22 protein-coding genes and 1 other RNA gene are annotated in these 25,349 nt (G+C 69.5%); 16 read left to right on the forward strand and 7 right to left on the reverse strand.

Annotated features, from left to right (window positions below; all coding sequences use genetic code 11):
* The first annotated feature begins 11 nt into the window (after positions 1–11).
* On the forward strand, positions 12–1,928 hold the full coding sequence (gene dxs, locus RMO01_RS16140) for a 1-deoxy-D-xylulose-5-phosphate synthase (RefSeq protein ID WP_309630088.1): 1,917 nt from the start codon (positions 12–14) through the stop codon (positions 1,926–1,928).
* Between the two features lie 150 nt (positions 1,929–2,078).
* Here the strand turns inward: dxs and panD are convergent, their stop codons facing one another.
* Positions 2,079–2,435, reverse strand: coding sequence for an aspartate 1-decarboxylase (gene panD / locus RMO01_RS16145; protein WP_309630089.1), 357 nt, complete (start codon positions 2,433–2,435; stop codon positions 2,079–2,081).
* 219 nt (positions 2,436–2,654) lie between these two features.
* On the opposite strand from panD, the gene sppA reads away from it, so the two are divergent.
* The 15 genes from sppA (at position 2,655) to RMO01_RS16220 (ending at position 19,056) form a co-directional block, all read left to right on the forward strand.
* Entirely contained in the window at positions 2,655–4,430 is a 1,776-nt protein-coding gene (gene sppA / locus RMO01_RS16150) for a signal peptide peptidase SppA (RefSeq protein ID WP_309630090.1), read from the forward strand.
* Between the two features lie 118 nt (positions 4,431–4,548).
* Entirely contained in the window at positions 4,549–4,866 is a 318-nt protein-coding gene (locus RMO01_RS16155; protein WP_309630091.1) for a hypothetical protein, read from the forward strand.
* 8 nt (positions 4,867–4,874) lie between these two features.
* Positions 4,875–5,636: an N-acetylmuramoyl-L-alanine amidase gene (locus RMO01_RS16160; protein ID WP_309630092.1), complete on the forward strand. Its 762-nt coding sequence runs from the start codon at positions 4,875–4,877 to the stop codon at positions 5,634–5,636.
* A 32-nt stretch (positions 5,637–5,668) separates the two neighbouring features.
* Positions 5,669–6,042: RNase P RNA component class A (gene rnpB / locus RMO01_RS16165), an RNA gene on the forward strand.
* Positions 6,043–6,381: 339 nt separating this feature from the next.
* Positions 6,382–6,849 carry a division/cell wall cluster transcriptional repressor MraZ gene (locus tag RMO01_RS16170; protein WP_309630110.1) on the forward strand — a complete coding sequence of 156 codons (468 nt, stop codon included), beginning with the start codon at positions 6,382–6,384 and terminating at the stop codon, positions 6,847–6,849.
* An 8-nt stretch (positions 6,850–6,857) separates the two neighbouring features.
* Entirely contained in the window at positions 6,858–7,823 is a 966-nt protein-coding gene (gene rsmH, locus RMO01_RS16175) for a 16S rRNA (cytosine(1402)-N(4))-methyltransferase RsmH (protein ID WP_409013095.1), read from the forward strand.
* Positions 7,790–8,248, forward strand: coding sequence for a cell division protein (locus tag RMO01_RS16180; RefSeq protein ID WP_309630094.1), 459 nt, complete (start codon positions 7,790–7,792; stop codon positions 8,246–8,248). Before rsmH ends, RMO01_RS16180 begins: the two co-directional genes overlap by 34 nt.
* Positions 8,249–8,331: 83 nt before the next feature.
* Complete coding sequence (locus tag RMO01_RS16185; protein ID WP_309630111.1) at positions 8,332–9,981, forward strand: penicillin-binding protein 2; 1,650 nt, start codon at positions 8,332–8,334, stop codon at positions 9,979–9,981.
* Positions 9,978–11,429: a UDP-N-acetylmuramoyl-L-alanyl-D-glutamate--2,6-diaminopimelate ligase gene (locus RMO01_RS16190; protein WP_309630095.1), complete on the forward strand. Its 1,452-nt coding sequence runs from the start codon at positions 9,978–9,980 to the stop codon at positions 11,427–11,429. The genes RMO01_RS16185 and RMO01_RS16190 overlap by 4 nt, the downstream gene beginning before the upstream one ends.
* Entirely contained in the window at positions 11,422–12,819 is a 1,398-nt protein-coding gene (gene murF, locus RMO01_RS16195) for a UDP-N-acetylmuramoyl-tripeptide--D-alanyl-D-alanine ligase (protein WP_309630096.1), read from the forward strand. Before RMO01_RS16190 ends, murF begins: the two co-directional genes overlap by 8 nt.
* A gap of 18 nt (positions 12,820–12,837) precedes the next feature.
* Positions 12,838–13,947 (forward strand): phospho-N-acetylmuramoyl-pentapeptide-transferase, encoded by a 1,110-nt coding sequence (gene mraY / locus RMO01_RS16200; protein ID WP_309630097.1) that lies wholly within the window; start codon positions 12,838–12,840, stop codon positions 13,945–13,947.
* 4 nt (positions 13,948–13,951) lie between these two features.
* Positions 13,952–15,430, forward strand: coding sequence for a UDP-N-acetylmuramoyl-L-alanine--D-glutamate ligase (murD, locus tag RMO01_RS16205; RefSeq protein WP_309630098.1), 1,479 nt, complete (start codon positions 13,952–13,954; stop codon positions 15,428–15,430).
* 6 nt (positions 15,431–15,436) lie between these two features.
* Positions 15,437–16,621, forward strand: a complete 1,185-nt coding sequence (locus RMO01_RS16210; protein WP_309630099.1) for a putative peptidoglycan glycosyltransferase FtsW — start codon at positions 15,437–15,439, stop codon at positions 16,619–16,621.
* A gap of 189 nt (positions 16,622–16,810) precedes the next feature.
* Positions 16,811–17,899: an undecaprenyldiphospho-muramoylpentapeptide beta-N-acetylglucosaminyltransferase gene (gene murG, locus RMO01_RS16215; protein ID WP_309630100.1), complete on the forward strand. Its 1,089-nt coding sequence runs from the start codon at positions 16,811–16,813 to the stop codon at positions 17,897–17,899.
* The gene (locus RMO01_RS16220) at positions 17,896–19,056 is read left to right on the forward strand and encodes a mechanosensitive ion channel family protein (protein WP_309630101.1); all 1,161 of its coding nucleotides are present in this window, start codon (positions 17,896–17,898) and stop codon (positions 19,054–19,056) included. The genes murG and RMO01_RS16220 overlap by 4 nt, the downstream gene beginning before the upstream one ends.
* A gap of 3 nt (positions 19,057–19,059) precedes the next feature.
* Here RMO01_RS16220 and RMO01_RS16225 read toward each other — a convergent pair whose 3' ends face one another.
* The 6 genes from RMO01_RS16225 to RMO01_RS16250 form a co-directional block, all read right to left on the reverse strand.
* Positions 19,060–19,434 (reverse strand): surface-adhesin E family protein, encoded by a 375-nt coding sequence (locus RMO01_RS16225; RefSeq protein ID WP_309630102.1) that lies wholly within the window; start codon positions 19,432–19,434, stop codon positions 19,060–19,062.
* Positions 19,435–19,490: 56 nt separating this feature from the next.
* Positions 19,491–22,928 carry an AAA family ATPase gene (locus RMO01_RS16230; protein WP_309630103.1) on the reverse strand — a complete coding sequence of 1,146 codons (3,438 nt, stop codon included), beginning with the start codon at positions 22,926–22,928 and terminating at the stop codon, positions 19,491–19,493.
* Positions 22,929–22,935: 7 nt separating this feature from the next.
* Positions 22,936–23,544 (reverse strand): DsbA family protein, encoded by a 609-nt coding sequence (locus RMO01_RS16235; protein ID WP_309630104.1) that lies wholly within the window; start codon positions 23,542–23,544, stop codon positions 22,936–22,938.
* On the reverse strand, positions 23,541–24,155 hold the full coding sequence (locus tag RMO01_RS16240) for a DsbA family protein (protein WP_309630105.1): 615 nt from the start codon (positions 24,153–24,155) through the stop codon (positions 23,541–23,543). Before RMO01_RS16240 ends, RMO01_RS16235 begins: the two co-directional genes overlap by 4 nt.
* 4 nt (positions 24,156–24,159) lie before the next feature.
* A complete protein-coding gene (locus tag RMO01_RS16245; RefSeq protein ID WP_309630106.1) occupies positions 24,160–24,804 on the reverse strand; it encodes a DsbA family protein in 645 nt (214 codons plus the stop codon).
* A 169-nt stretch (positions 24,805–24,973) separates the two neighbouring features.
* The coding region (locus tag RMO01_RS16250) for a hypothetical protein (RefSeq protein ID WP_309630107.1) at positions 24,974–25,349 on the reverse strand (376 nt) is incomplete at its 5' end.

Below are 25,349 nucleotides of genomic sequence, written 5' to 3' on the forward strand. Positions count from 1 at the left end.
TAGAGTTCTAGATGCCTGACACCCCCTTGCTCGACACAGTCCACGTCCCCGCCGACATGCGCGGTTTCGACGCCGCACAGCTGCGTCAGCTGGCGGACGAGCTTCGGGCCGAGACGATCGACGCCGTGTCCACGACGGGCGGCCACCTCGGCGCGGGTCTCGGGGTGGTCGAACTGACGGTCGCGCTCCACCACGTCTTCGATACGCCCAGGGACATCCTGATCTGGGACGTCGGCCACCAGTGCTATCCGCACAAGATCCTGACCGGCCGTCGCGACCGGATCCGCACCCTGCGCATGGGCGGAGGCCTTTCGGGCTTCACCAAGCGGAGTGAGAGCGAATACGACCCGTTCGGCGCGGCCCACGCCTCGACCTCGATCAGCGCAGCGCTCGGCTTCGCCGCCGCCCGCGATCAGAAGGGCGAGAAGAACAGGGTCGTAGCCGTGATCGGCGACGGCTCCATGTCGGCCGGCATGGCCTATGAGGCAATGAACAACGCGGCCGAGACGACCGGCCAGCTGACGGTCATCCTTAACGACAACGACATGTCGATTGCGCCCCCGGTCGGCGGCATGAGCGCCTATCTGGCCAAACAGGTCTCGGGCGGCGCCTACCGGAACTTCCGCGAGTTCGGAAAGAAGGTCGCCGAACACATGCCCCGCCCGTTCCGCAATGCGGCGCGCAAGGCCGAGGAATACGCCCGCGGCATGATCGTCGGCGGCACCTTCTTTGAGGAGCTCGGCTTCTACTACATCGGCCCGGTCGACGGGCACGACATGGATAACCTGGTCCCCATCCTCAAGAACGCCGCCGCCATTACCGACCGGCCGGTCCTCGTCCATGTCGTGACCCAGAAGGGCAAGGGATACGCCCCCGCCGAAAGCAGCGCCGATAAACTGCACGCGGTGGTCAAGTTCGACGTGGTTTCCGGAAAGCAGAACAAGACCGTCTCCAACGCCCCCAGCTACACCAAGGTGTTCGGGACGGAGCTGATCAAACGGGCCGGGCGCGATCCGTCCATCGTCGCCATCACCGCCGCCATGCCCTCGGGCACAGGTCTCGATCTGTTCGGACAGGCCTTCCCCGACCGGACCTACGATGTCGGCATCGCCGAGCAGCATGCGGTGACCTTCGCCGCTGGTCTGGCCGCCGACGGCATGAAGCCCTTCTGCGCCATCTATTCGACCTTCCTCCAGCGCGGTTATGACCAGGTCGTCCACGACGTGGCGATCCAGAAACTGCCGGTCCGCTTCGCCATGGACCGCGCGGGACTCGTGGGCGCCGATGGCTCGACCCACGCCGGATCGTTCGACATCGGCTACATGGGCGCCCTGCCGGGCATGGTGCTGATGGCGGCCGCCGACGAGGCGGATCTGGCCGCCATGATCGCCACCGCCTGCGAGATCGATGACCGTCCGTCCGCCTTCCGCTATCCGCGCGGCGACGGCGTCGGGGTGGAAATCCCCGAATTCTCCGCCCCGCTGGAGATCGGCAAGGGTCGGATCGTCCGCGAGGGCACGGCCGTCGCCATCCTGTCGTTCGGTACGCGCCTGCAGGAATCACTGAAGGCCGCCGACATCCTGGCCGCACACGGCGTCTCGGCCACGGTCGCCGACGCCCGCTTCGCCAAGCCGCTCGATCATGACCTGATCACCCGCCTGGCGCGCGAGCACGAGGCCCTGATCACGGTCGAGGAGGGCGCCATGGGCGGCTTCGGCGCCTTCGTGCTTCAGTATCTGGCGAGCGTGGGCGCGCTGGATGCCGGGTTGAAGATCCGCACCCTGCATCTGCCCGACGTTTTCCAGGATCAGGACAGCCCGGCGGCGCAGTATGTCGAAGCGGGACTGGACGCCGAGCATATCGCGGCGTCGGCGCTCAAGGCGCTGGGTATCGACCGCCTACCGCTCTCCCAGCGGGAGAGGGCTTGAGCGAACGGCGGCGACAGCCGTCGTCCTTGCGCACAAGGTTGAAGAGCTGGCGCTGACCGGTGAGGGCATGACCCCTCACTCTTTCGGCCAGGACGCATCGCTAACGCTTTGCGGGCCTCAGGCCCTCTCCCGACGGGACAGGGGAGCTTCTCAGGCCGCCGCCTTCACCACATTGCCTTCATCCAGCAGCACCACGGTCGGCGACCACTGGCGGGCCTCATCGGCCGGCAGCTGGCCGTAGGTCACCACGATGACCTTGTCGTTCTTCTGCACCAGACGCGCGGCTGCGCCGTTGACGCCGATGACCTTCGACCCGCGCGGGGCCTCGATCGCATAGGTGGTGAACCGGGCGCCGTTGGTGATGTTCAGCACATCGACCTGCTCGTTCGGGAAGATGCCGGCGGCATCCAGCAGATCGCCGTCGATGGCGATCGAGCCTTCATAGTCCAGGTCGGCCTGGGTCACCGTAGCGCGGTGCAGCTTGGCCTTCATCAGGGTGACCAGCATGGGAGGTGCGGTCCAGTCATGACGCGGGGCGATAGGCCCCCGCTCGCAGACGGGGGATATAGGGATTTCCCGCCTCGTCATCAATCGCGATGCTGCGAATGCGAAATGACCACTCCTGACGGATTCCCCTGTTACCCGACGTTCATTTGACCGCAACGCCCCCGCCACTATGTTCAGGACAGGTCGACCCTGGCCGCCGGACCGGACGCTCCCCCGCCCATGAAACAATTCTTCCTGACGGTGCTCGGTGTCTTCACCGGCCTGATCCTGTTCGTCGTCGTCCTGCCGATCGTGTTGATCATCGCGGCGGCGGCGTCCTCCAGCGAGCCGGCCACGCCTGCCAACGCGGTCCTGGAGCTGGATCTGCGCGAAGGCATCACCGATCAGGTTTCGACCAATCCGTTCGCCGCCTTCGGGGGCTCGGGCCTGTCGGTCGTCGGCATCGTCGACACCCTGGCGCAGGCCGAGAAGGACGACCATGTCAAAGTCCTGCTGGTCCGTCTGCCGGAAGCGGGCCTGGCCCCTGCCGCCGCCGACGAGATCCGTCAGGCCGTCCGCCGCTTCCGCGCGTCGGGCAAGCCGGTCATCGCCCATTCCCAGGGCTTCATGCCCCTCGGCACGGTGATCTCCAGCTATATGGTCGGCGCCGCCGCTTCCGAGCTGTGGATGCAGAACACCGCCAACTTCCAGGCCACGGGCTTCTCCGCCGACAGCGTCTTCCTGGGCCGCGCGTTCGAAAAATACGGCGTCCGCGCCGAGTTCGAGCAGCGCTACGAATACAAGAACGCCGTCAACGAGTTCACCCAGTCGGACTACACCGGCCCGCACCGCGAGGCGATGACGGCCTGGATGACGTCCATCTATGACTCGGCCCTGGCCAACGCCGCCTTCGACCGCAAGGTCGAGGCCCCGGCGCTGAAGGCCACGATCGAGGCGGGGCCCTATTCCGCGACCCAGGCGCTCCAGCTCAAACTCGTCGACAAGATCGGTCAGGTCGAGGAGGCGGAGGCGGAAGCCAAACGCCGCGCCGGAAACGGCGCCGACATCATCGAGTTCTCCGACTACGCCTCGTCCCAGGGCGAGCGGATGGGCGCGGGCCGCGACGCCATCGCCATCGTCGGCGGCGAGGGCGCGATCATGACCGGGACGGGCGGAGGCGGCGGCTTCGGCGGCGGATCCTCCATCGCTTCCGACGCCACGGCCGAGGCCATCTACGACGCCATTGAGGACAAGTCGGTCAAGGCCATCGTCTTCCGCGTCTCTTCGCCCGGCGGATCGCCGGAAGCCTCCGAACAGATCCTGGCCGCCGTCCGCGCGGCCAAGGCGGCGGGCAAGCCGGTCGTGGTCTCAATGGGCGACTACGCGGCCTCCGGCGGCTACTGGATCAGCTCCGAAGCGAACTGGATCGTGGCCCAGCCCTCGACCCTGACCGGCTCCATCGGCGTGTTCGGCGGCAAGTTCGTGGTGTCCGAGGCGCTCGGGCGCTTCGGCGTCGACCTGCGCGGCCTGACGGTCGGCGGGCAGTACTCCGACGCCTTCAGCCCCTCGTCCGGCTTCTCCGAATCGCAGCGCGCCGCCTTCTCCGCCTCGATGGACCGCACCTATGAGGAGTTCGTCCAGCGCGTGGCGACCGGTCGTCGCATCCCCATCGCCCGTGTGCGCGAGATCGCACGCGGCCGCGTCTGGACCGGCGCGCAAGGCAAGACGCTTGGCCTCGTCGACCAGCTGGGCGGCCTGACCGAGGCGATCGGCAAGGCGCGTGAACTGGCCAATATTCCCGAGAATCAGTCGGTTCGCTTCAAGCGCTTCCCTGAGCCGCAGTCACCGTGGGAGGCTCTGTCCGAGGCCTTCGGCGTCCAGTCCGAGGCAGCCCGGGCGCTGGTCGCGCTTGGCGGCGTCATGGCTGACCCGCAAGCTCAGGCCATCCTGTCGCGAGCAGAGACCGAGCGGATGCGCGGGCAGGGGGCCTCGGTCCTGGCCGATCAGCCGCTGTAAACGATCCGGGTGCGACGATTAACACTCGCCTGTGAAGCGGCTGGTCATTGACGGTTCAGCTCCGGGGACCGACATTGGGGGTTCAGGCGTTTTGCGGAACGCTCGACAAGGAATAGAGATGACGCAGGATCCGTTCGCCACCCTGGGTGTCCAGAATCGCCGTCGGCCCCAGGGCCTTCTCGCGCCGATCATGTGGCTCGGTGGCGTGATTGCGACCGTGGCGGCCCTGACCGTGGGCGCGCTGCTGGCGGTCTTCACCGCCGCAGCCGTCGCCGTGATCGCGCTGTGCGCCAGCATCCTGATCTTCTTCGCCGGTCTTGCCATGCGCGCCCGTCGCCGCGTCACCGTTCGCGCCCGTCGCAATGACGATGTGATCGAGGCCGAGAAGGTCGGCGACACCTGGGTCGCCTACGGGTGGGAACGTAACGGGCGCTAAAGCCGCCTATGCTGACCATCACCGAGGCGCCCTCGCCGAATTTCGACCAGCGTCGCGGCCCGCCCGACATGGTCCTGCTCCACTACACCGGCATGCAGACCGCCGAGGCCGCCGTCGCGCGCCTGCGCGATCCCGAGGCCGGGGTGTCGGCCCACTACGTCATTGACGAGGACGGCTCGGTCCTGCGCCTCGTGCCCGAGGAGCGCCGCGCATGGCACGCCGGCAAGTCCTGGTGGAAGGGCGAGACCGACATCAACGCCGTCTCCATCGGCATCGAGATCGTCAATCCGGGCCATGAGTTCGGGTACCGGGACTTCCCCGACGCCCAGATCGCCTCCGTCGTCACCCTGATCGACGAGATCCGGACCCGGTGGGCCATCGAGGATGCGCGCATCCTCGGCCACTCCGACGTCGCCCCGACCCGAAAGCAGGATCCGGGCGAACGCTTCCCCTGGAGGACGCTGGCCGAACACCGTCAGGGCCTGTGGTTCGAGCCCGCCCGGGAGCGCATCGCCGCCCTCGGCGTCCCCCTGGCTGTCGGCGATGAGGGCCTCGGCGTCCACGTCCTGCAGGCGGGCCTGCACCGCCTCGGCTACGAACCCCTGCCGGACGGCAAATACACCGACGAAACCCGCATCACCGTCGAGGCCTTCCAGCGTCACTGGCGTCCCTCCCGGGTCGATGGCGTCGCTGACGGCGAGACCCGGGCGACCCTGATGGGGGTGCTGCAGCTCGCGACGGCGGAAAGCATCACCGGCGTCCTGAATTGACCTTGCGGCGCAAAGCGTCCACCTAGCCCTCGCCAGACGGCCGGGCGGTCGCGGCGGGACTTGCTCCCGTCGAGGAAAGTCCGGGCTCCACGGTGAAAAGGCGGCGGGTAACGCCCGCCCGGGGTGACCCGAGGGACAGCGCCACAGAAAGCAAACCTCCTGCGTTTCGGCGCGGGAAAGGGTGAAAGGGTGGGGTAAGAGCCCACCGCGTCTCTGGTAACAGCGACGGCATGGCAAGCCCCGCCTGGAGCAAGACCGAATAGGGACGTCGCGCGGGTTCGCCCGCAGGGTTCACCGCCCGAGGCGTCCGGGTAGGTCGCGAGAACCATCCGGCGACGGGTGGTCCAGAGGAATGATCGTCACGTCTTCGGACGGACAGAACCCGGCTTACAGGCCGTCTGGCATTTTCTCTTTTTGGCGGGCTACCGCTCGCGACGCGGTCGCTCGCTGTTTGAGCCCGGTTCTTCCCCGACGGGGAGGATTGCGGGTGCCGTTAACCCCTTCGACCAAACCGGGGCGCACTATCCCCAGCCTGTTAATACTTGCGATGTTCTGTGTATGTTCTGATTTATGCTGTCGCGACGCTGCAACATCCCCAACTTGGTTAAATATCGTCAACCAATCCCATTGAGACCCAGTCCATCCCATGCTATCCCATAACAACGATGCGGGGATTGGCGGCGCCGGCTTTTCGGGCGCGGGGATGAACTCTTGGGGCGGGCCGACAGGCTCGATTGGGACGGGCGTGTTTCTCGGAACCAGTGAGAAGCAGCTGGACGGCAAGCGCCGCCTCCTGATCCCGCAGGAGTTCCGCACCGCCGACAACGGCGCCGACCTGGGCGTCTTCTGCTTCTTCTCGGTCGAGTCCGACTGCCTTGAGGCCGGCGGCGACAAGCTGATGGCGGAATACGTCGCCATGATCGAGGCCCTGCCGTTCGGCGACGACTGGCGCACGGCGCTCGAGGAAACCGTCTACGGCGGCCAGAAACAACTCGCCTACGACGGCGGCGGCCGCATCACCCTGCCCGAAAACCTGTGCCAGGAAGCCGGTCTCGGCGAGGACGTCGTCATCGTCGGCATGGGGCCGCGCTTCCAGATCTGGGACCGCGCGCGCTGGAACGCCCGCAAGGACGACCGCCGCGTGCTGGCGCGCAAGGCCATGCGCGAACGCGGCGACGTCGCCCGCCGTCGCATGCCGGGGAACGACGCATGAGCGCTCCAATGTCTGGGCCCCACGCCCCCGTCCTGCTGGATGAAGTCATCGAGGCCCTGGCCCCCAAGGCCGGCGATGTGATCATCGACGCCACCTTCGGCGCCGGCGGCTACACCCGCGCCATCCTCGCGACCGGCGCCCGGGTCATCGCCCTCGACCGCGACCCCACGGTCCAGCGGCATGCCGACGCTGTCGCCAACGACTATCCCGGCCAGTTCCAGCTGGTCCGCACCGCCTTCTCAGGCCTGTCCGACGCCTTCGCCGAAACCGGTGAAGCGAAGCTCGACGGCACGGTCTTCGATATCGGCGTCTCCTCCATGCAACTGGACGAGGCCGAACGCGGCTTCTCCTTCATGCGCGACGGCCCGCTCGATATGCGTATGTCGGGCGAGGGTGAAAGCGCCGCCGACATCGTCAACGGCTGGGATCACGGCCCTCTGGCCCACATCCTCAAGCAATACGGCGACGAGCGTCAGTCAGGACGCATCGCCACCGCCATCCTGCGCCGCCGTATCGCCCAGCCCTTCGCCCGCACGCTCGACCTCGCCGATGTCGTCGAGAAGGCGCTGGGCGGCCGTCGCGGCGCCCCGACCCATCCAGCGACCCGCACCTTCCAGGCCCTGCGTATCGCCGTGAACGACGAGCTCGGCGAGCTGACCCGGGGGCTTGAAGCCGCCGAGCGCACCCTGTCGCCGGGCGGGCGTCTGGCCGTGGTCACCTTCCATTCGCTCGAAGACCGGATCGTGAAGGCCTTCCTGACCGAGCGCAGCGGCAATGCGCCGGGCGGTTCGCGCCACGCCCCCGTCGCCATCGAGACGCGCAAGCCCAGCTTCACGCTCCAGTTCAAGGGAGCCCGCGAGGCAGGCGACGCAGAACTGGCCGCCAATCCGCGTTCGCGTTCGGCCAAGCTGCGCGCCGCCGTCCGCACCGGGGCCCCTCCTTGGAAGACCTCTTCCTGGAAGTCGGCCGCATGATCCGCAATCCGGTTCAGCGCCTGTTCGACTGGAAGATCCGCGGCATCCGCTGGATCGAGATCATCGGCGTCATGTGCGTGGCCGCCATGGTCTTCTCCGTCTATGTCGCCAAGGCCGCCGCGGCCCGCGAGAGCGCCGCCATCGGCCAGCTGGAACGCCAGATCGCCGAGAACGCCCAGCGCGTCCGCCTGCTGCGCGCCGAGGCCGCCCGTCTGGAACAGCCCGGCCGTCTGGAGACCCTTTCGCGCGGCGCCGAGCTCGCCCCCGTCGAGGCCGAACGTCAGGTCGACGAGACCGCCCTTGCGAATCTGAAGCCGGTCCACGTCCCGGCTCCGGTCGCGCCTGAGCCCGAAGTTACCGAGCCGGCCGCTCCGGCTGATGCGCCCGCCGAAGTCGCCGCCCGCCCTGCGGAGACCGTGCGATGACGGTTCACGATCCGCGCCCCTTCCGCCCGGCCCCCGGCGTCGGCCGCCCCCTGACCTCGACGGTCTCGCCCTGGCTCCGCTGGATGGGCGAGGCGGTCTGGTTCGTCGAGCACGCCTTCGAGCGCGCCCGCGCCGACGCCAGGCCGGAAGAGGACACCCGCGTCCGCATCTTCCTGATCCGGGCCGTATTCATGGTGGTGTTCGCAGCCCTGGTGCTGGGCGCCGCCCACGCAGCCCTGCTGGCGCCCCGGGTCGGGCACGGCGCCTCCGTCGTCGCAGGCGCCCTGCAGCGCGCCGACCTGACCGACCGCAACGGGGCGCTGCTGGCGACCAACATCACCCACTACGGCCTCTACATCGATCCGTCCGAGGTCTGGGACAGGGACGCCGCCTTCCGCCAGATCCGTCGCGCCCTGCCGGACATCTCCGCGACCCGCCTGCGTCGCGTGCTCGACGGCGACCGTCGCCTGATCGCCCAGCCCGGCCTGACCCCGGCCGAGCGTCAGGCGGTTCATGCCCTCGCCCTCGGCGGCGTGTCGTTCGAGCCCGAGGACCGCCGCGTCTATCCGCTGAACAGCTCGGCCGCCCACGTCATCGGCACGGCGGATTCGGGCGGTCAGGGCGTCTCCGGCGCCGAACTGGCCTTCAACGACGCCATCCGCGACGCGGGCGCCAGAGGCGAGGATTTCGCCCTGTCCATCGACCTGCGCGTCCAGGGCGTGCTCGAGAACGAACTCGGCGCCGTCGCTTCCGAAGTCGGCGCCAAGGGCGCGGTCGGGGTCGTCGCCGACGCCCGGACCGGCGAGATCCTGGGCATGGCCTCCTGGCCGGCCTACGACGCCAACCGCCGGGGACAGGCCTCGGACGCCGCCGCCCTGAACCGCGTGACCTCGGCCCACTACGAGATGGGGTCGGTCTTCAAGACCTTCACCGTCGCCGCCGCCATCGACACCGGCCTGGCCGATCTCGACACGATGATCGACGCTTCCCAGGCCTATATGATCGGTAACCGCCGCATTCAGGACTTCCACGCAACCAACAAGATCCTGTCGCTGGAAGAGGTCTATCTGCACTCCTCCAACATCGGCACCTCGCGCCTTGCGGTCGAGATGGGCGCCGACACGATGCGCTCGTATTTCACCAAGCTGGGCCTGCTCGACGCCGCCCCGATCGAGCTGAAGGAAAGCGCCCGTCCACGCCGTCCGCACGACTGGTCAGACTCGACCCGGGCCTCGATGTCGTTCGGCTACGGCATCATGATCACCCCGCTGCAGATGACGGCGGCCACCGTCGCCCTGGTCAACGGCGGCATCTACCGCCCCCTGTCGCTGCGCCGCGGCGGCGTGGGCTCCGAAGGCCATCGCGTCGTCAGCGCCGAGACCTCGGCCGCGATGCGTGAACTGATGCGCGCCAACGTCCTGCGGGGCTCGGGCGGCCAGGCGAACGCCGAGGGCCTGCGCGTCGGCGGCAAGACCGGTTCGGCGAACAAGCTGGTCAACGGCCGCTATGACGCATCGCACGGGATCGGCTCCTTCGCCGCCGTCTTCCCGGCCGACGGTCCGGCGGACGCCCAGCGCTACGTCATCTTCGTCCTGATCGACGAGCCCAGCCAGGGGTCCCGCCTCGGCGGAGCGATCGCCGCGCCCGTTGTCGGCCGTGTCGCCGACCGGATCGCGGGCTTCCTCGGCATCCAGCGCCGCATCGATCCGCCCGCTCCGGTGGTCGCCCCATGAGCGCGATCCGCCTGTCCGACCTCCTGCGCCGCGATGTCGCCGCCGATCCGATGATCACGGGTGTGACGGCCGACAGCCGCAAGGTCGCCCCTGGCTCCCTGTTCGTCGCCTTGCCGGGCAACGCCGCGGACGGCCGCGCCTTTATCCCCCAGGCCCTGTCCCAGGGGGCGGCCGCCATTCTCGCTCCTCAGGACACGCCCGAGCACCTCGCGCCGCTCTTGGTCCGCTCGGGCGACGTCCGCCGCGCCTACGCGCTCGCGGCGCGCGGCTTCTACGGCGCCCAGCCCGCCACCTGCGTCGCCGTCACAGGCACCAACGGCAAGACCTCGGTGGCCGCCTTCTGCCGCCAGATCTGGGCCGGTTTGGGCCTGAAGGCGGCGAGCATGGGCACCCTCGGCGTCGTGGCCCAATCGGGCTCCGTCTCCGAAGCCCTCACCCCGCCGGGCCTGACCAGCCCCGACGCCGGCGACGCCGCCCGCCTGCTGGCCACCTTGGCCGAAGGCGGGGTGACCCATCTGGCGCTCGAAGCCTCGTCTCACGGCATCGACCAGCGCCGACTGGACGGGGTCAGCCTCAAGGCCGCCGCCTTCACCAACCTGACCCAGGACCACCTCGACTATCACGGCGACATGGGGGCCTACCGGTCCGCCAAGCTGCGCCTGTTCGAGACCCTCCTGCCGCGCGGCCGCACCGCCGTCCTGAACGCCGATTCCGATGCCTACAACGCCTTCGCCGCCGCCTCGATCATGTCGGGTCTCGGCGTCATGGGCGTAGGCGAGCGGGGCCGGGACCTGTCGCTGATCGAACGCCGCGCCGTGCCCGAGGGCCAGCGGCTGGTCCTCGACGTGCGCGGGGATCGCCACGACGTCCTCCTGCCTCTGGCCGGCGCCTTCCAGGCCTCCAACGCCCTGGTCGCGGCGGGCCTGTGCATCGCCGCCGGCGAGGATGCGGGCCGGGTCCTGCACGCTCTGGAGAAGATCACCGGCGCGGCCGGCCGTCTGCAACGCGTCTCCGGCGGCCGGGGTGAGGCCTATGTCGACTACGCCCACACGCCCGACGGCCTCGAAACCGTGCTCAAGGCCTTGCGCCCCCACGCCACCGGCCGTCTGATCGTCGTCTTCGGGGCCGGCGGCGATCGCGACAAGGGCAAGCGCCCGCTGATGGGCGAGATCGCCTGCCGCCTCGCCGACGTCGCCATTGTCACCGACGACAATCCCCGCTCCGAAGACCCCGCCGTCATTCGCGCCGAGGTCCGTGCCGGCTGCCCCGGCGCCAGGGAGATCGGCGACCGCCGCGCCGCCATTCGCGAGGCCACCGCCATGATGAGCGACGGAGATGTGGTCGTCGTCGCCGGAAAAGGGCATGAACAGGGACAGATCGTGGGCGGGACGACTCATCCCTTCGACGACGCATTCGAACTTGCCGAGGCCCTGCGCGTAAATGCCTGAAACGACCCTGCCTCTCTGGACGGCTCAAGAGATAGCCGTCGCCACCGGAGGGCGGATCGAGGGTGGCGACTTCGCCGCCGAGGGCCTCACCTACAACAGCCGCGAGATCGGGCCGGACGAGCTGTTCCTCGCGCTGAAGGGCGCGCGCGACGGCCATGACTTCGCCGCCTCCGCCTTCGCCGCCGGAGCCTCGGGCGCCCTGGTCGAACGCGCCGTCGACGGCGGTCCCTGCGTCATCGTTCCTGACACCCTGCACGCGCTGGAAGCCATGGGCGCCGCCGCCCGCGACCGCGCGCCGCATGTCCGCCGCGGCGCCGTCACCGGCAGCGTCGGCAAGACCAGCGTGACCCAGGCGATCAAGGCCGGTCTCGACCTCGCCGGTCCGGCCCACGCCTCGATCAAGAGCTACAACAACCATATCGGCGTGCCCCTGACGCTGGCTCGCATGCACCCCTCGGTCGAGCGCGCCGTGTTCGAGATCGGCATGAACGCGCCCGGCGAGATCGCGCCCCTGTCGAAGATGGTCCAGCCGCACGCCGCCTGCGTGACCACCGTTGGCCCAGTCCATATCGAGGCCTTCGCCGATGGCGAGGCCGGGGTCGCGGCTGAGAAGGCCGCCATCTTCCAGGGTCTCGGGCCGGGCGGTCTGGCCGTCATCAACGGCGACAACCCGTGGGAACCGATGCTGCGTCAGGCGGCGCTGCATGTCGGCGCCCGGGTGGCGGCCTTCGGGTCCGAGCCCGCCCATGACGCTCGCCTGATCGACTTCACTCCAAATCCCGCCGGCGCCGTCGTCACCGCCGAGGTCTACGGCCACCGCCACGTCTTCCCGCTGAAACAGTCGGGCTTCCACTGGGGCCTGAACAGCCTGGCCGTGATCCTGATGCTCGACGCGCTGGATGTTCCGGTCGGGACCGCCCTCGCCGCCCTGGCCGATTTCGAACCGCTCAAGGGCCGGGGCGAGACCCGCAGCGTCCGCATCCCCGGCGGCGCCTTCACCCTGATCGACGAGAGCTACAACGCCAATCCTCTGTCGATGACGGCCGGGTTCCGCTCGCTCGGCGCGAAGCCGGTGCAGCCGGGCGGCCGCCGCATCGTGGTCCTCACCGACATGCTTGAACTGGGCGACCAGTCCGAAGCGCTTCACGCCGGCCTCGCCGCGCCGATCGATCTGGCCGGCCTCGACGTCGTCCACGTCGCCGGACCTGAGATGCGCCATCTGTACGACGCCCTGCCGCCCGCCCGTCGCGGCGTCTGGGCCGGGAGCGCAGCCGATCTCGCCGCCCGGGCCGCCGATCTGGTCGGACCGAACGACATCGTCATGGTGAAGGGCTCGAACGGGTCCAAGGCATCGCTTGTGGCCGCGGCCCTTGCAGCGCTAGAGCGCTAGAGACACCCGGGGGCCGCCATGTTCTATCTGCTCTATCTCTACTACGCCGACGTGGCGAACGAGTATCCGCTGCTGAACCTGGTCCAGTACCAGACGGTGCGCGTCGCCCTGGCCATGGCCACGGCCATGATCGTCGCGGTGGCGATGGGCAGCCGGTTCATCGCCTTCATGCGGGTTAAACAGGGCAAGGGTCAGCCGATCCGCGCCGACGGCCCCATTTCCCACCTGTCCAAGGTCGGCACCCCGACCATGGGCGGGCTGATGATCCTGGCGGGGATCGCCGTCGCGGTCTTCCTGTGGGGTGACCTGACCAACCCCTATATCTGGATCGTATCCGGCGTGACCGGAGCCTTCGGCGTGCTCGGCTTCATCGACGACTACGCCAAGGTGACGAAACAGACCTCTGCCGGCCTGACCTCGAAACAGAAACTGGTCGCCCAGATCGTCGTCTCGGTGATCGCCGGAGTTCTGGTGGTGCTGTGGATGACCCAGTCCCCGACCTCGCCAGGCCTAGAGACCTCGATCGCGTTCCCCTTCTTCAAGGATGTGCTGCTGAACGTCGGCTGGTTCTACGTCGCCTTCGCCGCCTTCACCCTGGTCGGGTTCTCGAACGCTGTGAACCTGACCGACGGCCTCGACGGCCTGGCTATCGTGCCGGTGATGATGTCGGCGGCGGCCTTCGGCGTGATTTCCTACCTCGTCGGCAACTTCGTCTTCTCGGAATACCTCGGCGTCCACCATGTGCCGGGCTCGGGCGAACTGGCCATCTTCTGCGCCGCCATCATCGGCGGAGGCGTGGGCTTCCTCTGGTACAACGCCCCACCGGCCAAGATCTTCATGGGCGACACCGGGTCGCTGGCTCTGGGCGGCGCGCTCGGAGCCATCGCCGTCGCCACCAAGCACGAACTGGTCCTCGGCATCGTCGGCGGCCTGTTCGTCATCGAGGCCGCCTCGGTCATGATCCAGGTCGCCTATTTCAAGGCCACCAAGAAGCGCATCTTCCTGATGGCCCCGATCCACCACCATTTCGAGAAGATGGGCTGGCCGGAATCGACCGTGGTCATCCGCTTCTGGATCGTCGCCGCCATGCTGGCCCTGATCGGCCTGTCCACCCTCAAGCTGCGCTAGACCCGTGATCCCGGTTCCCGGCTTCGAAGGCCAACGCGTCGCGGTCTTCGGCCTCGGCCGCTCGGGCATCACCGCCGCGCGCGCCCTCAAGGCCGGCGGGGCCGAGCCCGTCCTCTGGGACGACGGCGTGTCCGGCCGCATGCAGGCCGAGGCCGAGGGCTTCGTGCTCGAAGACCTGACCGTCGCCGACTGGTCCGGGTTCGCCGCCCTGGTCCTCTCGCCCGGCGCGCCCCTGACACACCCGAAGCCCCACTGGACCGTCGACAAGGCGAGGGCGGCGAACGTCCCTGTCATCGGCGACATCGAACTGTTCGCCCGCGCGCTCGCCGCCACCCCGGCTTCCCTGCGGCCGAAGGTGATCGCCATCACCGGCACCAACGGCAAGTCCACGACGACCGCCCTGATCGGCTGGGTGCTGAAACAGGCGGGGATGAAGATCGCCGTCGGCGGCAATATCGGCATCGGCGTCCTCGCCCTGCCGCCCCCGGCCGAGGTCGAGGCCTATGTCATCGAGGTCTCCAGCTACCAGCTGGACCTGACGACCTCCTTCGCCCCCGACGTCGCGATCCTGACCAATATCAGCCCCGACCACCTCGACCGCCACGGCGGCATGGGCGGTTATGTCCTGGCCAAGACCCGTCTGTTCCAGGAGATGACGCCGGACAAGGTCGCCCTCGTCGGCGTCGACGACGACTGGGGCTGGACCACCGTAAACGCCCTGAACTGGCGCGGCCTGCGGATCAGCACCATCACCACCCGCACCCCGCCCCGTTTCGTCGATCCGACCGGCGGCGTCCCCGTCGCCGAGCTCGCCGAACGCCTGCCGGACCATATCCCGGCCTTCGAGGCCGGGCGTTTCATCATCGTCGATGCGACCGGAGGCAGGCTCATCGCCGACGGCGTGGCCATCGCCGACCTCGCCCCGGCCCGCTCTCTGCCCGGCCGCCACAACGCCCAGAACGCCGCCTTCGCCTATGCCGCCGCCCGCGCCGTCGGCGTCTCGCACGAGAGCGCCGTCGAGGGCCTGATGACCTTCCCCGGCCTCGCCCATCGCATGGAGACGGTCGGTCAGCTCGGCGCGGTCCGCTTCGTCAACGACTCCAAGGCCACCAACACCGACGCCGCACGTCAGGCCCTGATGTCCTGGCCGACGTCCTACTGGATCGCTGGCGGCCGGGCGAAAGAGGGCGGCATCGCCGAACTGGCCGATCTCTTTCCCCGCGTCGCCAGGGCCTATCTGATCGGAGAGGCCGCCGAGGATTTCGCCGCCACCCTTGGCGACACGCCCCACGTCATCGCCGGGGACATGGCCAAGGCCGTCGCCCTTGCGGCCGCCGACGCGGCCGAGGCTGGCGGCGATCAGGTCGTCCTGCTCAGTCCCGCCTGCGCCAGCTTCGACCAGTTCCCCGACTTCGAGGCGCGCGGAGAAGCGTTCCGGGCCGCTGTTCTTAACCTCGGAGCTACCCCTTCCGTTCATGGTTGAGAAACCATGACCCAGGCCGTCTATTCCCACCCCTTCTCGCGCAACGACCAGAGCCCGATCGCCCAGTGGTTCTGGACGGTGGATCGCGGCCTGCTCGGCGCGGCGCTGGCGCTGATGGGGCTGGGCGTCATGCTCAGCTTCGCCTCGTCTCCAGCCGCCATCCTGGCCGACCAGTCGATCACCGATCCCTTCCACTATTCCTGGCGCATGATCGTCTGGGCCTCGGGCGGCGTCGGCCTGATGCTGACCATGTCGCTCCTGTCGCCTCGAGGCGTGCGCCGGATCGCGGTCCTGGGCCTGATCGGGGCCATAGTCGTCATGGCCCTGCTGCCCTTCATCGGCGACACGGTGAAGGGCGCGGCGCGCTGGGTGAATCTCGGGCCGTTCAGCCTCCAGCCGTCTGAGTTCGCCAAGCCCAGCCTGATCGTCTTCGCCGCCTGGATGTTCGCTGAAGGCCAGAAGGGGCAGGGCGTGCCCGGCGTCTCCATCGCCTTCGGCTTCTACGTCGTGACCGTGGCCCTGCTGCTGATCCAGCCCGACATCGGCCAGACGCTTCTGATCACCACGACCTTCATGGCCGTCTTCTTCATGGCCGGGGTGCCGCTGCGCTGGGTGGCGGTGCTGGGCGGGATGTTCGTCGCCGGCATGACCGCCATCTATCTGCTGTTCCCGCACGTCCAGTCGCGGGTCGCCAAGTTCGTCTCGCCCGGCGTCGAGGACACCCACCAGATCGACCGCGCCTCCGAGGCCATCCGCGCCGGCGGCCTGGTCGGACGCGGGGTGGGCGAGGGGGTCATGAAGCGCTCGGTCCCCGACCTGCACACCGACTTCATCTATTCCGTCGGCGCCGAGGAGTTCGGCCTGGTCCTCAGCCTGATCATGATCGGTCTCTACGCCTTCATCGTCTTCCGCGGCATGGGCCGGGCCATGAAGCTGAACGACCCGTTCGAACAGACGGCGGCGGCAGGCCTGTTCATGCTGATCGGGCTGCAGGCCTCGATCAACGTCGCGGTGAACCTGAACCTGATCCCGACCAAGGGGATGACACTGCCCTTCATCAGCTACGGCGGCTCCTCGATGATGGCCATGGGCCTGACCATGGGCTTCGCCATCGCCCTGACCCGCCGCCGCCCCGGCGCCTACGAACCGGGGGCCAGCCTCCAGCGGCCCCGTCGGTTGTTGATGCCGTAACTTCTTTCGTCATTCCGGGCGAAGGCGCGCAGCGCCGTAGACCCGGAACAAGGCGGCGCGCGAGAGCGCGAAACTGTCGCACACGCCGTCTCTCGCCGCTAAGATCGCCTACGCTTCGCTTCGGCGCCGCCCTGTTCCGGGTCTTCGCTTCGCTGCGCCCGGAATGACGAAAGAGAGAGACCCCCGCCGATGACCACCGCGAAGCTCTGCGTCGTCGCCGCCGGCGGAACCGGCGGACACATGTTCCCGGCCGAGGCCCTCGCCCGCGAGATGGCCTCGCGCGGCTGGCGCGTGGTCCTCGCCACCGACCATCGCGGCGAACAGTACGCCCACGCCTTCCCGGCCGAGGAACGTCTTGCGCTGGACGCCGCCACCGGCTCCGGCCCCATCGGCCTCCTGAAGGCCGGCGTCGCCATCGTGCGTGGCGTGCAACAGGCCCGCTCCGCCTTCAATCGCCTGGACGCACAGGTCGTCGTCGGTTTCGGCGGCTATCCGTCCGCCCCGGCCCTCGTCGCCGCGATCCTGCAGAAGCGCCCGACCCTGATCCACGAACAGAACGCCGTCCTCGGCCGGACAAACCGCGCCCTGGCCCCCCACGTCCGCACCGTCGCCTCGTCCTTCCCGACGCTTGAACGCGCCGGCCCCGCCGTGAAATCACGGGCGCTGGTCGTCGGCGCCCCCGTCCGCGCCGACATCCGCGCCCTGTTCGACCGCGCCTGGGCCCCCCCGGGAGACGGTCCGATCAACATCCTGGTCACCGGCGGCTCGCAGGGCGCCCGCCTCCTGTCCGAGACCACGCCCCGCGCACTGGCCGCCCTGCCGGACGCAATCAAGCGCCGCCTCAAGGTCCAGCAGCAATCCCGCCCCGAAACCCTGGATACCTCGCGCCAGATCTATCTCGACGCCGGCATCGAGGCCGAGGTCGCCCCCTTCTTCCGCGACATGGCCACCCGCCTGTCCGCCGCCCATCTGGTCATCGGCCGCGCCGGCGCCTCGACCTGCGCCGAACTGGCCGTCGCCGCCATGCCGTCGATCCTGATCCCCCTGAAGATCGCCACCGACGACCACCAGCGCCTCAATGCGAAACTTCTTACCGACGTCTCCGCCGCCGAGGTCATCCTCGAGGACGACGTGACCGTGGAGGCCATGGCCGCCGCCGTCGCCGGGGTCCTCGCCGATCCCGCTCGCCTCGCCGCCATGAGCGCCGCAGCCCGCTCCGTCGCCATCCCCGACGCGGCCGAACGCCTCGCCGACCTGGTCGAGGCCACGGCCGGATGACCGGCGCGGCCCTGCCGCCGGTGGGAACAGAAGACGCCGCCGACACGCTGTTTGCGTCCATGCCGCCCGAAATCACCAACCTGACGCATCAGATCCTGATGCTCTGGCGCCAGTTCTACTGGCTGCCCGAATGGCTGGTCGTCGCCATTGTGGTGACGGTCTTCGTGGCCGCCGGCTGGCTGGTGAACGCCGTCGTCTTCTCCATCCTGCGTCACGCTGTAAAGAAGCGCGATCTGTTCTGGCGCGGTGTGGTCGAACGGGCGCGGGAGAAGCTGCGAGTTCTCATCATCCTGATCGCCATCGGCTTTTCGGTCACCGTCTCGCCGCTGGACCCCGACCCGTCACAGACCATCCGCGCCATCCTGCTGTTCCTGACCATCCTCGTGCTTGGCTGGATGGCGGCAGGCGCCGTCGAGATGTGGGCGGTCGTCTATCTGCGGAAGTTCAACATGGCGGCCGAGGACAACCTCGTCGCGCGCAAACACATCACCCAGACCCGCATCCTCCAGCGTGCGGCCATCATCATCATCGGCATCGTCTCGGTCGGCCTCGCCCTGATGACCATCGGGGCGGTGCGTCAGTGGGGCGTATCGCTTCTGGCCTCGGCCGGTGTCATCGGCATCATCGCCGGCCTGGCGCTCCAGCCGGTGCTCAAGAACCTGTTCGCCGGCATCCAGATCGCCACCGCCCAGCCCATCCGCATCGACGACGCCGTCATCGTCGAAGGGGAGTGGGGCACGATCGAGGAGATCACCTCGACCTACGTCGTGGTCAAGCTGTGGGACTGGCGGCGGATGGTCCTGCCGCTCACCTATTTCATCGAAAAGCCGTTCCAGAACTGGACCCGCGAGACCTCCCGCCTGATCGGCACAGCCATGCTCTATGTCGACTACGAGGCGCCGATGGACCGCCTCCGCGCCGAGCTCGAACGCATCTGCAAGGCCTCGCCGCTGTGGGACGGCGACGTGGTCAATCTCCAGGTCACCGACATAACCGACCGCGTCGCCCAGGTCCGCTGCCTGGCCAGCGCGCGGTCCGCGCCGGTGGCGTTCGATCTGCGCTGCGAGATCCGTGAGAAGATGCTGGCCTTCATGCGGGATCACTGCCCGGAGGCCCTGCCGCAGGATCGGCTGAATATCCCTCTCCCACCGGGATAGGAATCAGTCCGCCATCGCCGCCCGCCCGATCCTCACGGCATCCTCCACCGTCGTCGCCACGACCTCCGGCTCCACCGTCCCGCACGCCACGGCCATCAGTTCCGCCGCATCCCCGCCGGGCGCCGCCGGATAGGCTGGCTGTCCTTCCGGCATCGGCGGACCCTTGGTCCCGTCTACGGCGACCGAGGCAAAGTCCAGCCGATCCGCCATCCCGGCGTCGCAGTCGAACCGCCATAACGACCAGCCGCCGAGGTATCGCGTCGTCCCCACCGTGAAATCTTCTTCCACAACCTGAAGCGACCGCATCATGACGAAGGTCGGTTGACGCCAGATCGTCGCCAGATCGGCGAACACCACGAACCGCCCAACGCCGGTCATGGCCAATGCGTGCCCGACAGGAGGCGGCGGCAGGGGTGGGGGCGGGACGTCCTGCATCACGCGACCAGCTTCTCGGCCTGGGTCAGGTCCACGCTGACCAGCTGCGACACGCCGCGCTCGGGCATGGTCACCCCGTACAGCCGGTCCATCCGGCTCATGGTCACCGGGTTGTGGGTGATGACGATGAAGCGGGTGTCCGTGCGGTTCCGCATCTCGTTCAGCATCCGGCAGAAGCGGTCGACGTTGGCGTCGTCCAGCGGCGCGTCCACCTCGTCCAGCACGCAGACCGGCGCCGGATTGGCCAGGAAGACCGCAAAGATCAGCGCCGCCGCCGTCAGGGCCTGCTCGCCGCCCGACATCAGGCTCATGACCGACAGCCGCTTGCCGGGCGGGCAGGCGAAGATCTCCAGCCCGGCCTCCAGCGGATCGTCGCTTTCGACAAGCTTCAGTTCCGCTTGGCCGCCCCCGAACAGGGCCTCGAACAGGCTTTTGAAGTTGTCGTTGATGACGTCGAACGCGGCGACCAGCCGTTCACGCCCCTCGGCGTTCAGCTCGTCGATACCGTCGCGCAGCCTGGCGATGGCGTTGGTCAGGTCCGACCGTTCCAGCCGCATGGTCTGCAGCCGCTCGCCGTATTCCTCGGCCTCTTCCTCGGCCAGCAGGTTGACCGCGCCCAACAACTCGCGTTCCCGCTCGAGACCGAACAGCAGGCTCTCGGCCCCGGCCGCGTCCGGCGGACGGGCGATGGCGTCGTCGGTCAGCTTCTGGCCCAGTTCCTCGGGCGATATCTGCGCCGCCTCGCGGACGTTGTTGTGGGCGTCCAGCAGCCGCTCCGCCGCCGCCTCCGACCGGGCCGCCAGCCCGGCCCGGGCCTCGCGCGCGCTCGACGCCGCCGCATCCGCCGCCCGGCTGGCGCGATCGGCCTCGCCGGCGTCCGCCTCCGCCACCGCCAGGGCATCCGCCGCCGCCTTCCGCCGCGTCTCGGCCGAGGTCAGCATGTCCATCAGCTTCGACCGCTGCGCCCCCAGAGCCTCGGGCGCCCGCTCGGCCTGCAGCAGCATGGCCGCCGTCTTGCCGGCATCGCCTTCCAGCACCGTGATCCGCGCCGCCGAATCCTTCGCCCGCGCCGCCCAACTGTCGCGCTCCCGCGTCAGGGAGCCCCGCCGCTGCTCGCGCCCGGCCCGGTCCCGAGCCTCGGCATCCCGGTCCGCCCGTGCGCCCGCCGCCGCGCCGCGCGCCGCATCGGCCGCCTTGCGCGCCGCCGCCAGCTCGGCCTTCAGCGCGTCCAGCGTCTCCGACGGCGCATCGGTCGTCAGGGCCTCGCCCAGGGCCGCCTCCGCCGCCTCGTGCTCGACCGTCAACCGCGCATGCGTCTCGTCCAGCGCCGTCGCCCGCGCCTCGCGTCGCGCCTGTTCGTTGGCCAGCCGCTGCACCGCATCCCGCGCCGTCGTCACCGCCTTGTCCGCCGCAAAGGGCAGCAGCCGCGCCGCCTTCACCGTCTCTTCCGACGCCCGGAAGGCTTCGGTCGCCGCCTTCAGGGCCGCCTGCGCCGTCTCCAGCGCCGGCTTGCCCGCGTCGATGTCCGCTTCCAGCTCCGCCAGCCGCGTGCGCTGGGCCAGACGTACCGCCGCCGGTCGCGGCGCCTCGGCCCGGCTGACGAACCCGTCCCAGCGGTAGAGGTCGCCCTCCCGCGTCACCAGTCGCGCGCCGGTCGGCAGCGCCTTCGCCAGCCCCGCCGCCTCCGTCTTGCCGGCCACACCGCACAGGGCCAGACGCGCCGCCAGGGCCGCCGGCGCGGTCACATGATCCGCCAGCGGCTCGACCCCGGCCGGCCACAGCGGGGAGGGCACGTCCGCCCCGCCCCAGTAGGCGGCCGCCCTGGCATCCAGCGCCGCGTCCAGATCGTCGCCGAGCGCCGCCGCCAGCGCCGCCTCGTAGCCCTTGTCGGCCCCGACCTGATCCAGCGCCGGCGGATGATCCCGCCGCCCGGAGACCAGCAGGGACGCCAGCCCCCGCGCCTCGGTCTGCAACCGACCCAGCCGGTCCTCGGCCGCCCGCGCGCCGTTGCGTGCCTCCTGCTCCGCCCGTGCCCGCTCCGCCCGATCCGCTTCGGCTGTCTCAACGCCCGCCCGCGCCTCGGCCAGCGCCGCCGTCGCCGCCTCCAGCGCCTCGTGCGCGGCGGCGAGCTCCGGCGTCTCGAGCGGCCCCAACGCCGCGCGCTCCCGCTTCGCTCCGTCCAGAGCCGCCACCGCCCGCGCCACCCGCGCCTCGGCGTCGCGCTTCCGCGCCGTCTCGGCATTGGCCCGCGCCTCGACCGCCGCCAGCGAGCCCGCCAGCCGCTCGACCTCGGCGTCCGCCGCCCGACGGCCGTCTTCGGCCGCCGCCAGCGCCCGCTCCAGCTCCGGCCCACGCTCGGGCGCCGCCGCGATCTCGGCCGTCAGCACCTCCAGCTCGGCGCCCAGCCGCGCCAGTTCGGCCCCGGCGTCGCCCGACATGGCGATCTCGCGTTCGGTGTCGTTGGCGATCCGCTGCGCCTCGGCGGTCAGCCGGTCGACCTCGGCCCGTGCCGACTGCTCGGCCATGTCCAGCCGGTCGCGTTCCAGCGAGGCCCGGTGCAGCAGGGCCGCGGCCACCGCGTCCTCCTCCCGCGCCGGCTTGAGACCCTCCTGCGCCGACAGAGCCGCCGTCTGGGCCCTGGCCGCCGCCGCCGTCGCCTCCGCCACCGCCCGGTCCGCCGCGCTCAGTTCCGCCGCCGCCGCCTCCGCCGCCAGCCGCGCATCGTTCCAGCGCACGAACAGCAGGGCCGATTGCAGGGCCCGGATCTCGGCCGAAATCTTCTTGTACTTCTCCGCCTGCCGCGCCTCGCGCTTCAGCCGTGTCAGGGCCGTCTCCAGCTCCCGCCCGATATCGTCCAGCCGTTCCAGATTCGCCTCGGCCGCCTTGAGCCTCAGCTCCGCCTCGTGCCGACGGGTGTGCAGACCGGCCACCCCGCCGGCCTCTTCAAGGATGCGCCGGCGGTTCTGCGGCTTGGCGGCGATCAGCTCGCTGATCTGTCCCTGCCGCACCAGGGCCGGAGAGTTCGCCCCCGTCGAGGCGTCGGCGAACAGAAGCTGGACGTCCCGCGCCCGCACCTCCTTGCCGTTGATGCGATAGGTCGACCCTTGCCCCCGGTCGATCCGGCGCGACACCTCGATGATGGCGCTGTCGGTAAAGGGCTGGGGCGCGCGCCTCTGGGCGTTGTCGATGGTCAGCTGGACTTCGGCGTGGTTGCGCGGCGGCCGGTTCGAGGCCCCGGAGAAGATCACGTCGTCCATGCCCGTGCCGCGCATGGCCTTGGCCGAGTTCGCGCCCATGACCCAGCGCATCGATTCCAGCACGTTCGACTTGCCGCAGCCGTTCGGTCCGACGATCCCCGTCAGGCCGGGCTCGATCTGCACCTCCGCCGGATCGACGAACGACTTGAAGCCGACGAGCCGGAGGCGCTGGAACTGCATGCCTTCGTCAGGTGCGCGGCAGAAGAGGCCGGATCGCCGCCGTCAGGCCTTCCAGCGAGGTGTCCGAGACGGCGCGGCCGTTGACGAAGAAGCTGGGCGTGCCCTGGACGCCGGCGGCCGTTGCGCCCGCGACCTCGGCGCGGATGCCGTCCAGCGTCGCCGGATCGGCCAGACAGGCGTCGATCTGGGCCTGGGTCCGGCCGCTCGCCGCGACGCCGTCGGCGTACCAGGTCGCCAGCGGCCCGCCGTCGATGATGGCCTGCTGGCCCGTCATGAAGGCGGAGGCCACATCGAAGAACCGCGCCGGAACCGCGCATCGGGCGATGCCGGCGGCGCGGGCCGCGACCTGCGCCGGATTGGTCGGCAGGTTGCGGTACACCAGCCGCACCTGGCCGGTGTCGATGAACCGCGCCTTGAACGACGGCAGCACGGTCGTGTGCCAGTGGGCGCAGTGGTTGCAGACGAAGGACGCATACTCGATCACCGTCACCGGCGCATCGTCGCGGCCCAGCACCCGGTCGCTCGCGCTCACGGCGGGCAGGCCGGAGGCTGTCTGGGCCGAGACCGAAAGCGGCGCGGCGACCAGCGCCAGCATCAAAAGGAGCGAACGGATCATTTGGCCAGCTCCGCTTCGATGGCGGGGGCCAGGTCGGCCATGACCGCGCCCTCGCCGCCGGGCGACGAGACCTGTTTGCCGTTCACGAAGAAGGTCGGGGTGTTGATCACGCCCGCGTCGACTGCGGCCTTCACTCGCGCCTCGAGGGCCGCGATGGCTTCCGGGTTGGTGACGCAGGCGGCGAACTCGTCCTCGTCGATGCCCACGCCGCCGGCGATCCGGATCAGGCTGTCGCGCGGATTGCCGCCCGCGCCCCATTCCGTCTGGCTTTCCATGATGGCGTGGATCACGTCGAAATACCTGTCCGGTCCGGCGCAGCGGGCCAGCAGGAAGCCGGCGGCCGCGACCTCGGCCGGCGGCGTCGGCAGTTCGCGGAAGACGTAGCGGACCTTGTTGGTGTCGACATAGGCCGCCTTGAACGCCGGCCAGGTGTTCTCCTGCCACAGGGCGCAGTGGGGGCAGGTCGGCGAGGCGTATTCGACCACGGTGACCTTGGCCCCTTCCGGCGCGCCCATGGCCATGTCGCCGTCTACCACGGCCTTCGAACCGCCGCCGCACGAGGCCAGCGTCAGGGCCGCCACGGCCAGGATCAGGTTGCGGAACAGGGTCATCGGCTCAGCTCGCGGCCAGGGCGGCGTCGATCTTTTCCGACAGCCCGGCCAGGGAGCTGTCGGGGACGTGTTCACCGTTGACAAGGAAGTAGGGGGTGCCGGTGATGCCGACCTCGAGTGCGGACTTGATGCGGGCGTCCATCGCCTTGATCGCGTCGGCGTCGGTGACGCAGGCCTGGAACTGTTCCTCGCTCAGGCCGGCGCCGTTTGCGATGCGCAGAAGGACCGTGCGGGGCGGCACGCCGCCGAAGATCTCGCTCTGGCTGGCCATGAGCTCGTGGATCACCGGGAAATACTTGTCCGGCCCGGCGCAGCGGGCCAGCAGGAAGCCGGCGACGGCGATGGATTCCGGGGCAGTCGGGAACTCGCGGAAGACATAGCGGATCTTGTTCGTGTCGACGTATTTGGCCTTGAACTCGGGATAGACCTGCGTCTGCCACGTGGCGCAGTGGCTGCAGGTGACCGAGGCGTATTCGACCACGGTGACCTTGGCGCCTTCCGGCGCGCCCATCGCCATGTCGCCCTCGGCGGGCGCGCTGGTCTGGGCGCCGGAGCAGGCGGCCAGCATCGTCATGGCCGCGAGCGCGGCTCCGGTGACGGCCGCGCGGCGGCTCATGGAGGCGTATTTGAACGGGCCGCTGGCGCGCATGGCGTCTTCCTTAAGAACTCAAGTTCCGGATGATCGCGCGATTCCCCGGGGCCCGCGCGAATTCCATGGTTGTCGAGAACAGGTGCGGCGGAAAAAGGTCAAGGGGCAGGCGTCGGAATCTGACTGGAGCGGCGCCGGCGGAAGACGACACGGCGGAAGAATCCGTGCCCTACATCCAGTCGCTGTGGCTGTGTCCGGGCGTCAGGGCGTCGATCGGCGTAAGATTCGGCTCGATCGCGGCGTCGAACAGGCTCTCTTCGTGACCGACGATGAGCGGATCGTCCCGGGTCGCGTGAAGGAAGGTGTCCAGACCGGTCCGGAGATGATTCACATCGTGGACTGCCGCTGTCGCCGCCTCGCCGTCCGGATCAGCCGGTATGACGAAAGCATCCATGTCCTTGCTCGAGATCGTCTCCGCCACGATCGAGGTCGGCTCGACATAGTTTTCATAGCGGATGCCGCCGGCCCAGGTCGGGGCCGTCAGGTTCACGTGCTCGACGCTCTCGGAGAAGATCACCACCATCTCGGCGCGCGTGGTCCCCGCG

The sequence above is a fragment of the Brevundimonas sp. genome, from assembly GCF_031412435.1.
In the GTDB taxonomy this organism is placed as follows: domain Bacteria; phylum Pseudomonadota; class Alphaproteobacteria; order Caulobacterales; family Caulobacteraceae; genus Brevundimonas.

Coding starts and splice junctions, on each gene's coding strand:
- dxs (WP_309630088.1), top strand. CDS start 12: ATGCCTGACACCCCCTTGCTCGACACAGTCCACGTCCCCGCCGACATG.
- panD (WP_309630089.1), bottom strand. CDS start 2,435: ATGCTGGTCACCCTGATGAAGGCCAAGCTGCACCGCGCTACGGTGACC.
- sppA (WP_309630090.1), top strand. CDS start 2,655: ATGAAACAATTCTTCCTGACGGTGCTCGGTGTCTTCACCGGCCTGATC.
- RMO01_RS16155 (WP_309630091.1), top strand. CDS start 4,549: ATGACGCAGGATCCGTTCGCCACCCTGGGTGTCCAGAATCGCCGTCGG.
- RMO01_RS16160 (WP_309630092.1), top strand. CDS start 4,875: ATGCTGACCATCACCGAGGCGCCCTCGCCGAATTTCGACCAGCGTCGC.
- rsmH (WP_409013095.1), top strand. CDS start 6,858: ATGTCTGGGCCCCACGCCCCCGTCCTGCTGGATGAAGTCATCGAGGCC.
- RMO01_RS16185 (WP_309630111.1), top strand. CDS start 8,332: ATGGGCGAGGCGGTCTGGTTCGTCGAGCACGCCTTCGAGCGCGCCCGC.
- RMO01_RS16190 (WP_309630095.1), top strand. CDS start 9,978: ATGAGCGCGATCCGCCTGTCCGACCTCCTGCGCCGCGATGTCGCCGCC.
- murF (WP_309630096.1), top strand. CDS start 11,422: ATGCCTGAAACGACCCTGCCTCTCTGGACGGCTCAAGAGATAGCCGTC.
- mraY (WP_309630097.1), top strand. CDS start 12,838: ATGTTCTATCTGCTCTATCTCTACTACGCCGACGTGGCGAACGAGTAT.
- RMO01_RS16210 (WP_309630099.1), top strand. CDS start 15,437: ATGACCCAGGCCGTCTATTCCCACCCCTTCTCGCGCAACGACCAGAGC.
- murG (WP_309630100.1), top strand. CDS start 16,811: ATGACCACCGCGAAGCTCTGCGTCGTCGCCGCCGGCGGAACCGGCGGA.
- RMO01_RS16220 (WP_309630101.1), top strand. CDS start 17,896: ATGACCGGCGCGGCCCTGCCGCCGGTGGGAACAGAAGACGCCGCCGAC.
- RMO01_RS16225 (WP_309630102.1), bottom strand. CDS start 19,434: ATGACCGGCGTTGGGCGGTTCGTGGTGTTCGCCGATCTGGCGACGATC.
- RMO01_RS16230 (WP_309630103.1), bottom strand. CDS start 22,928: ATGCAGTTCCAGCGCCTCCGGCTCGTCGGCTTCAAGTCGTTCGTCGAT.
- RMO01_RS16235 (WP_309630104.1), bottom strand. CDS start 23,544: ATGATCCGTTCGCTCCTTTTGATGCTGGCGCTGGTCGCCGCGCCGCTT.
- RMO01_RS16240 (WP_309630105.1), bottom strand. CDS start 24,155: ATGACCCTGTTCCGCAACCTGATCCTGGCCGTGGCGGCCCTGACGCTG.
- RMO01_RS16245 (WP_309630106.1), bottom strand. CDS start 24,804: ATGCGCGCCAGCGGCCCGTTCAAATACGCCTCCATGAGCCGCCGCGCG.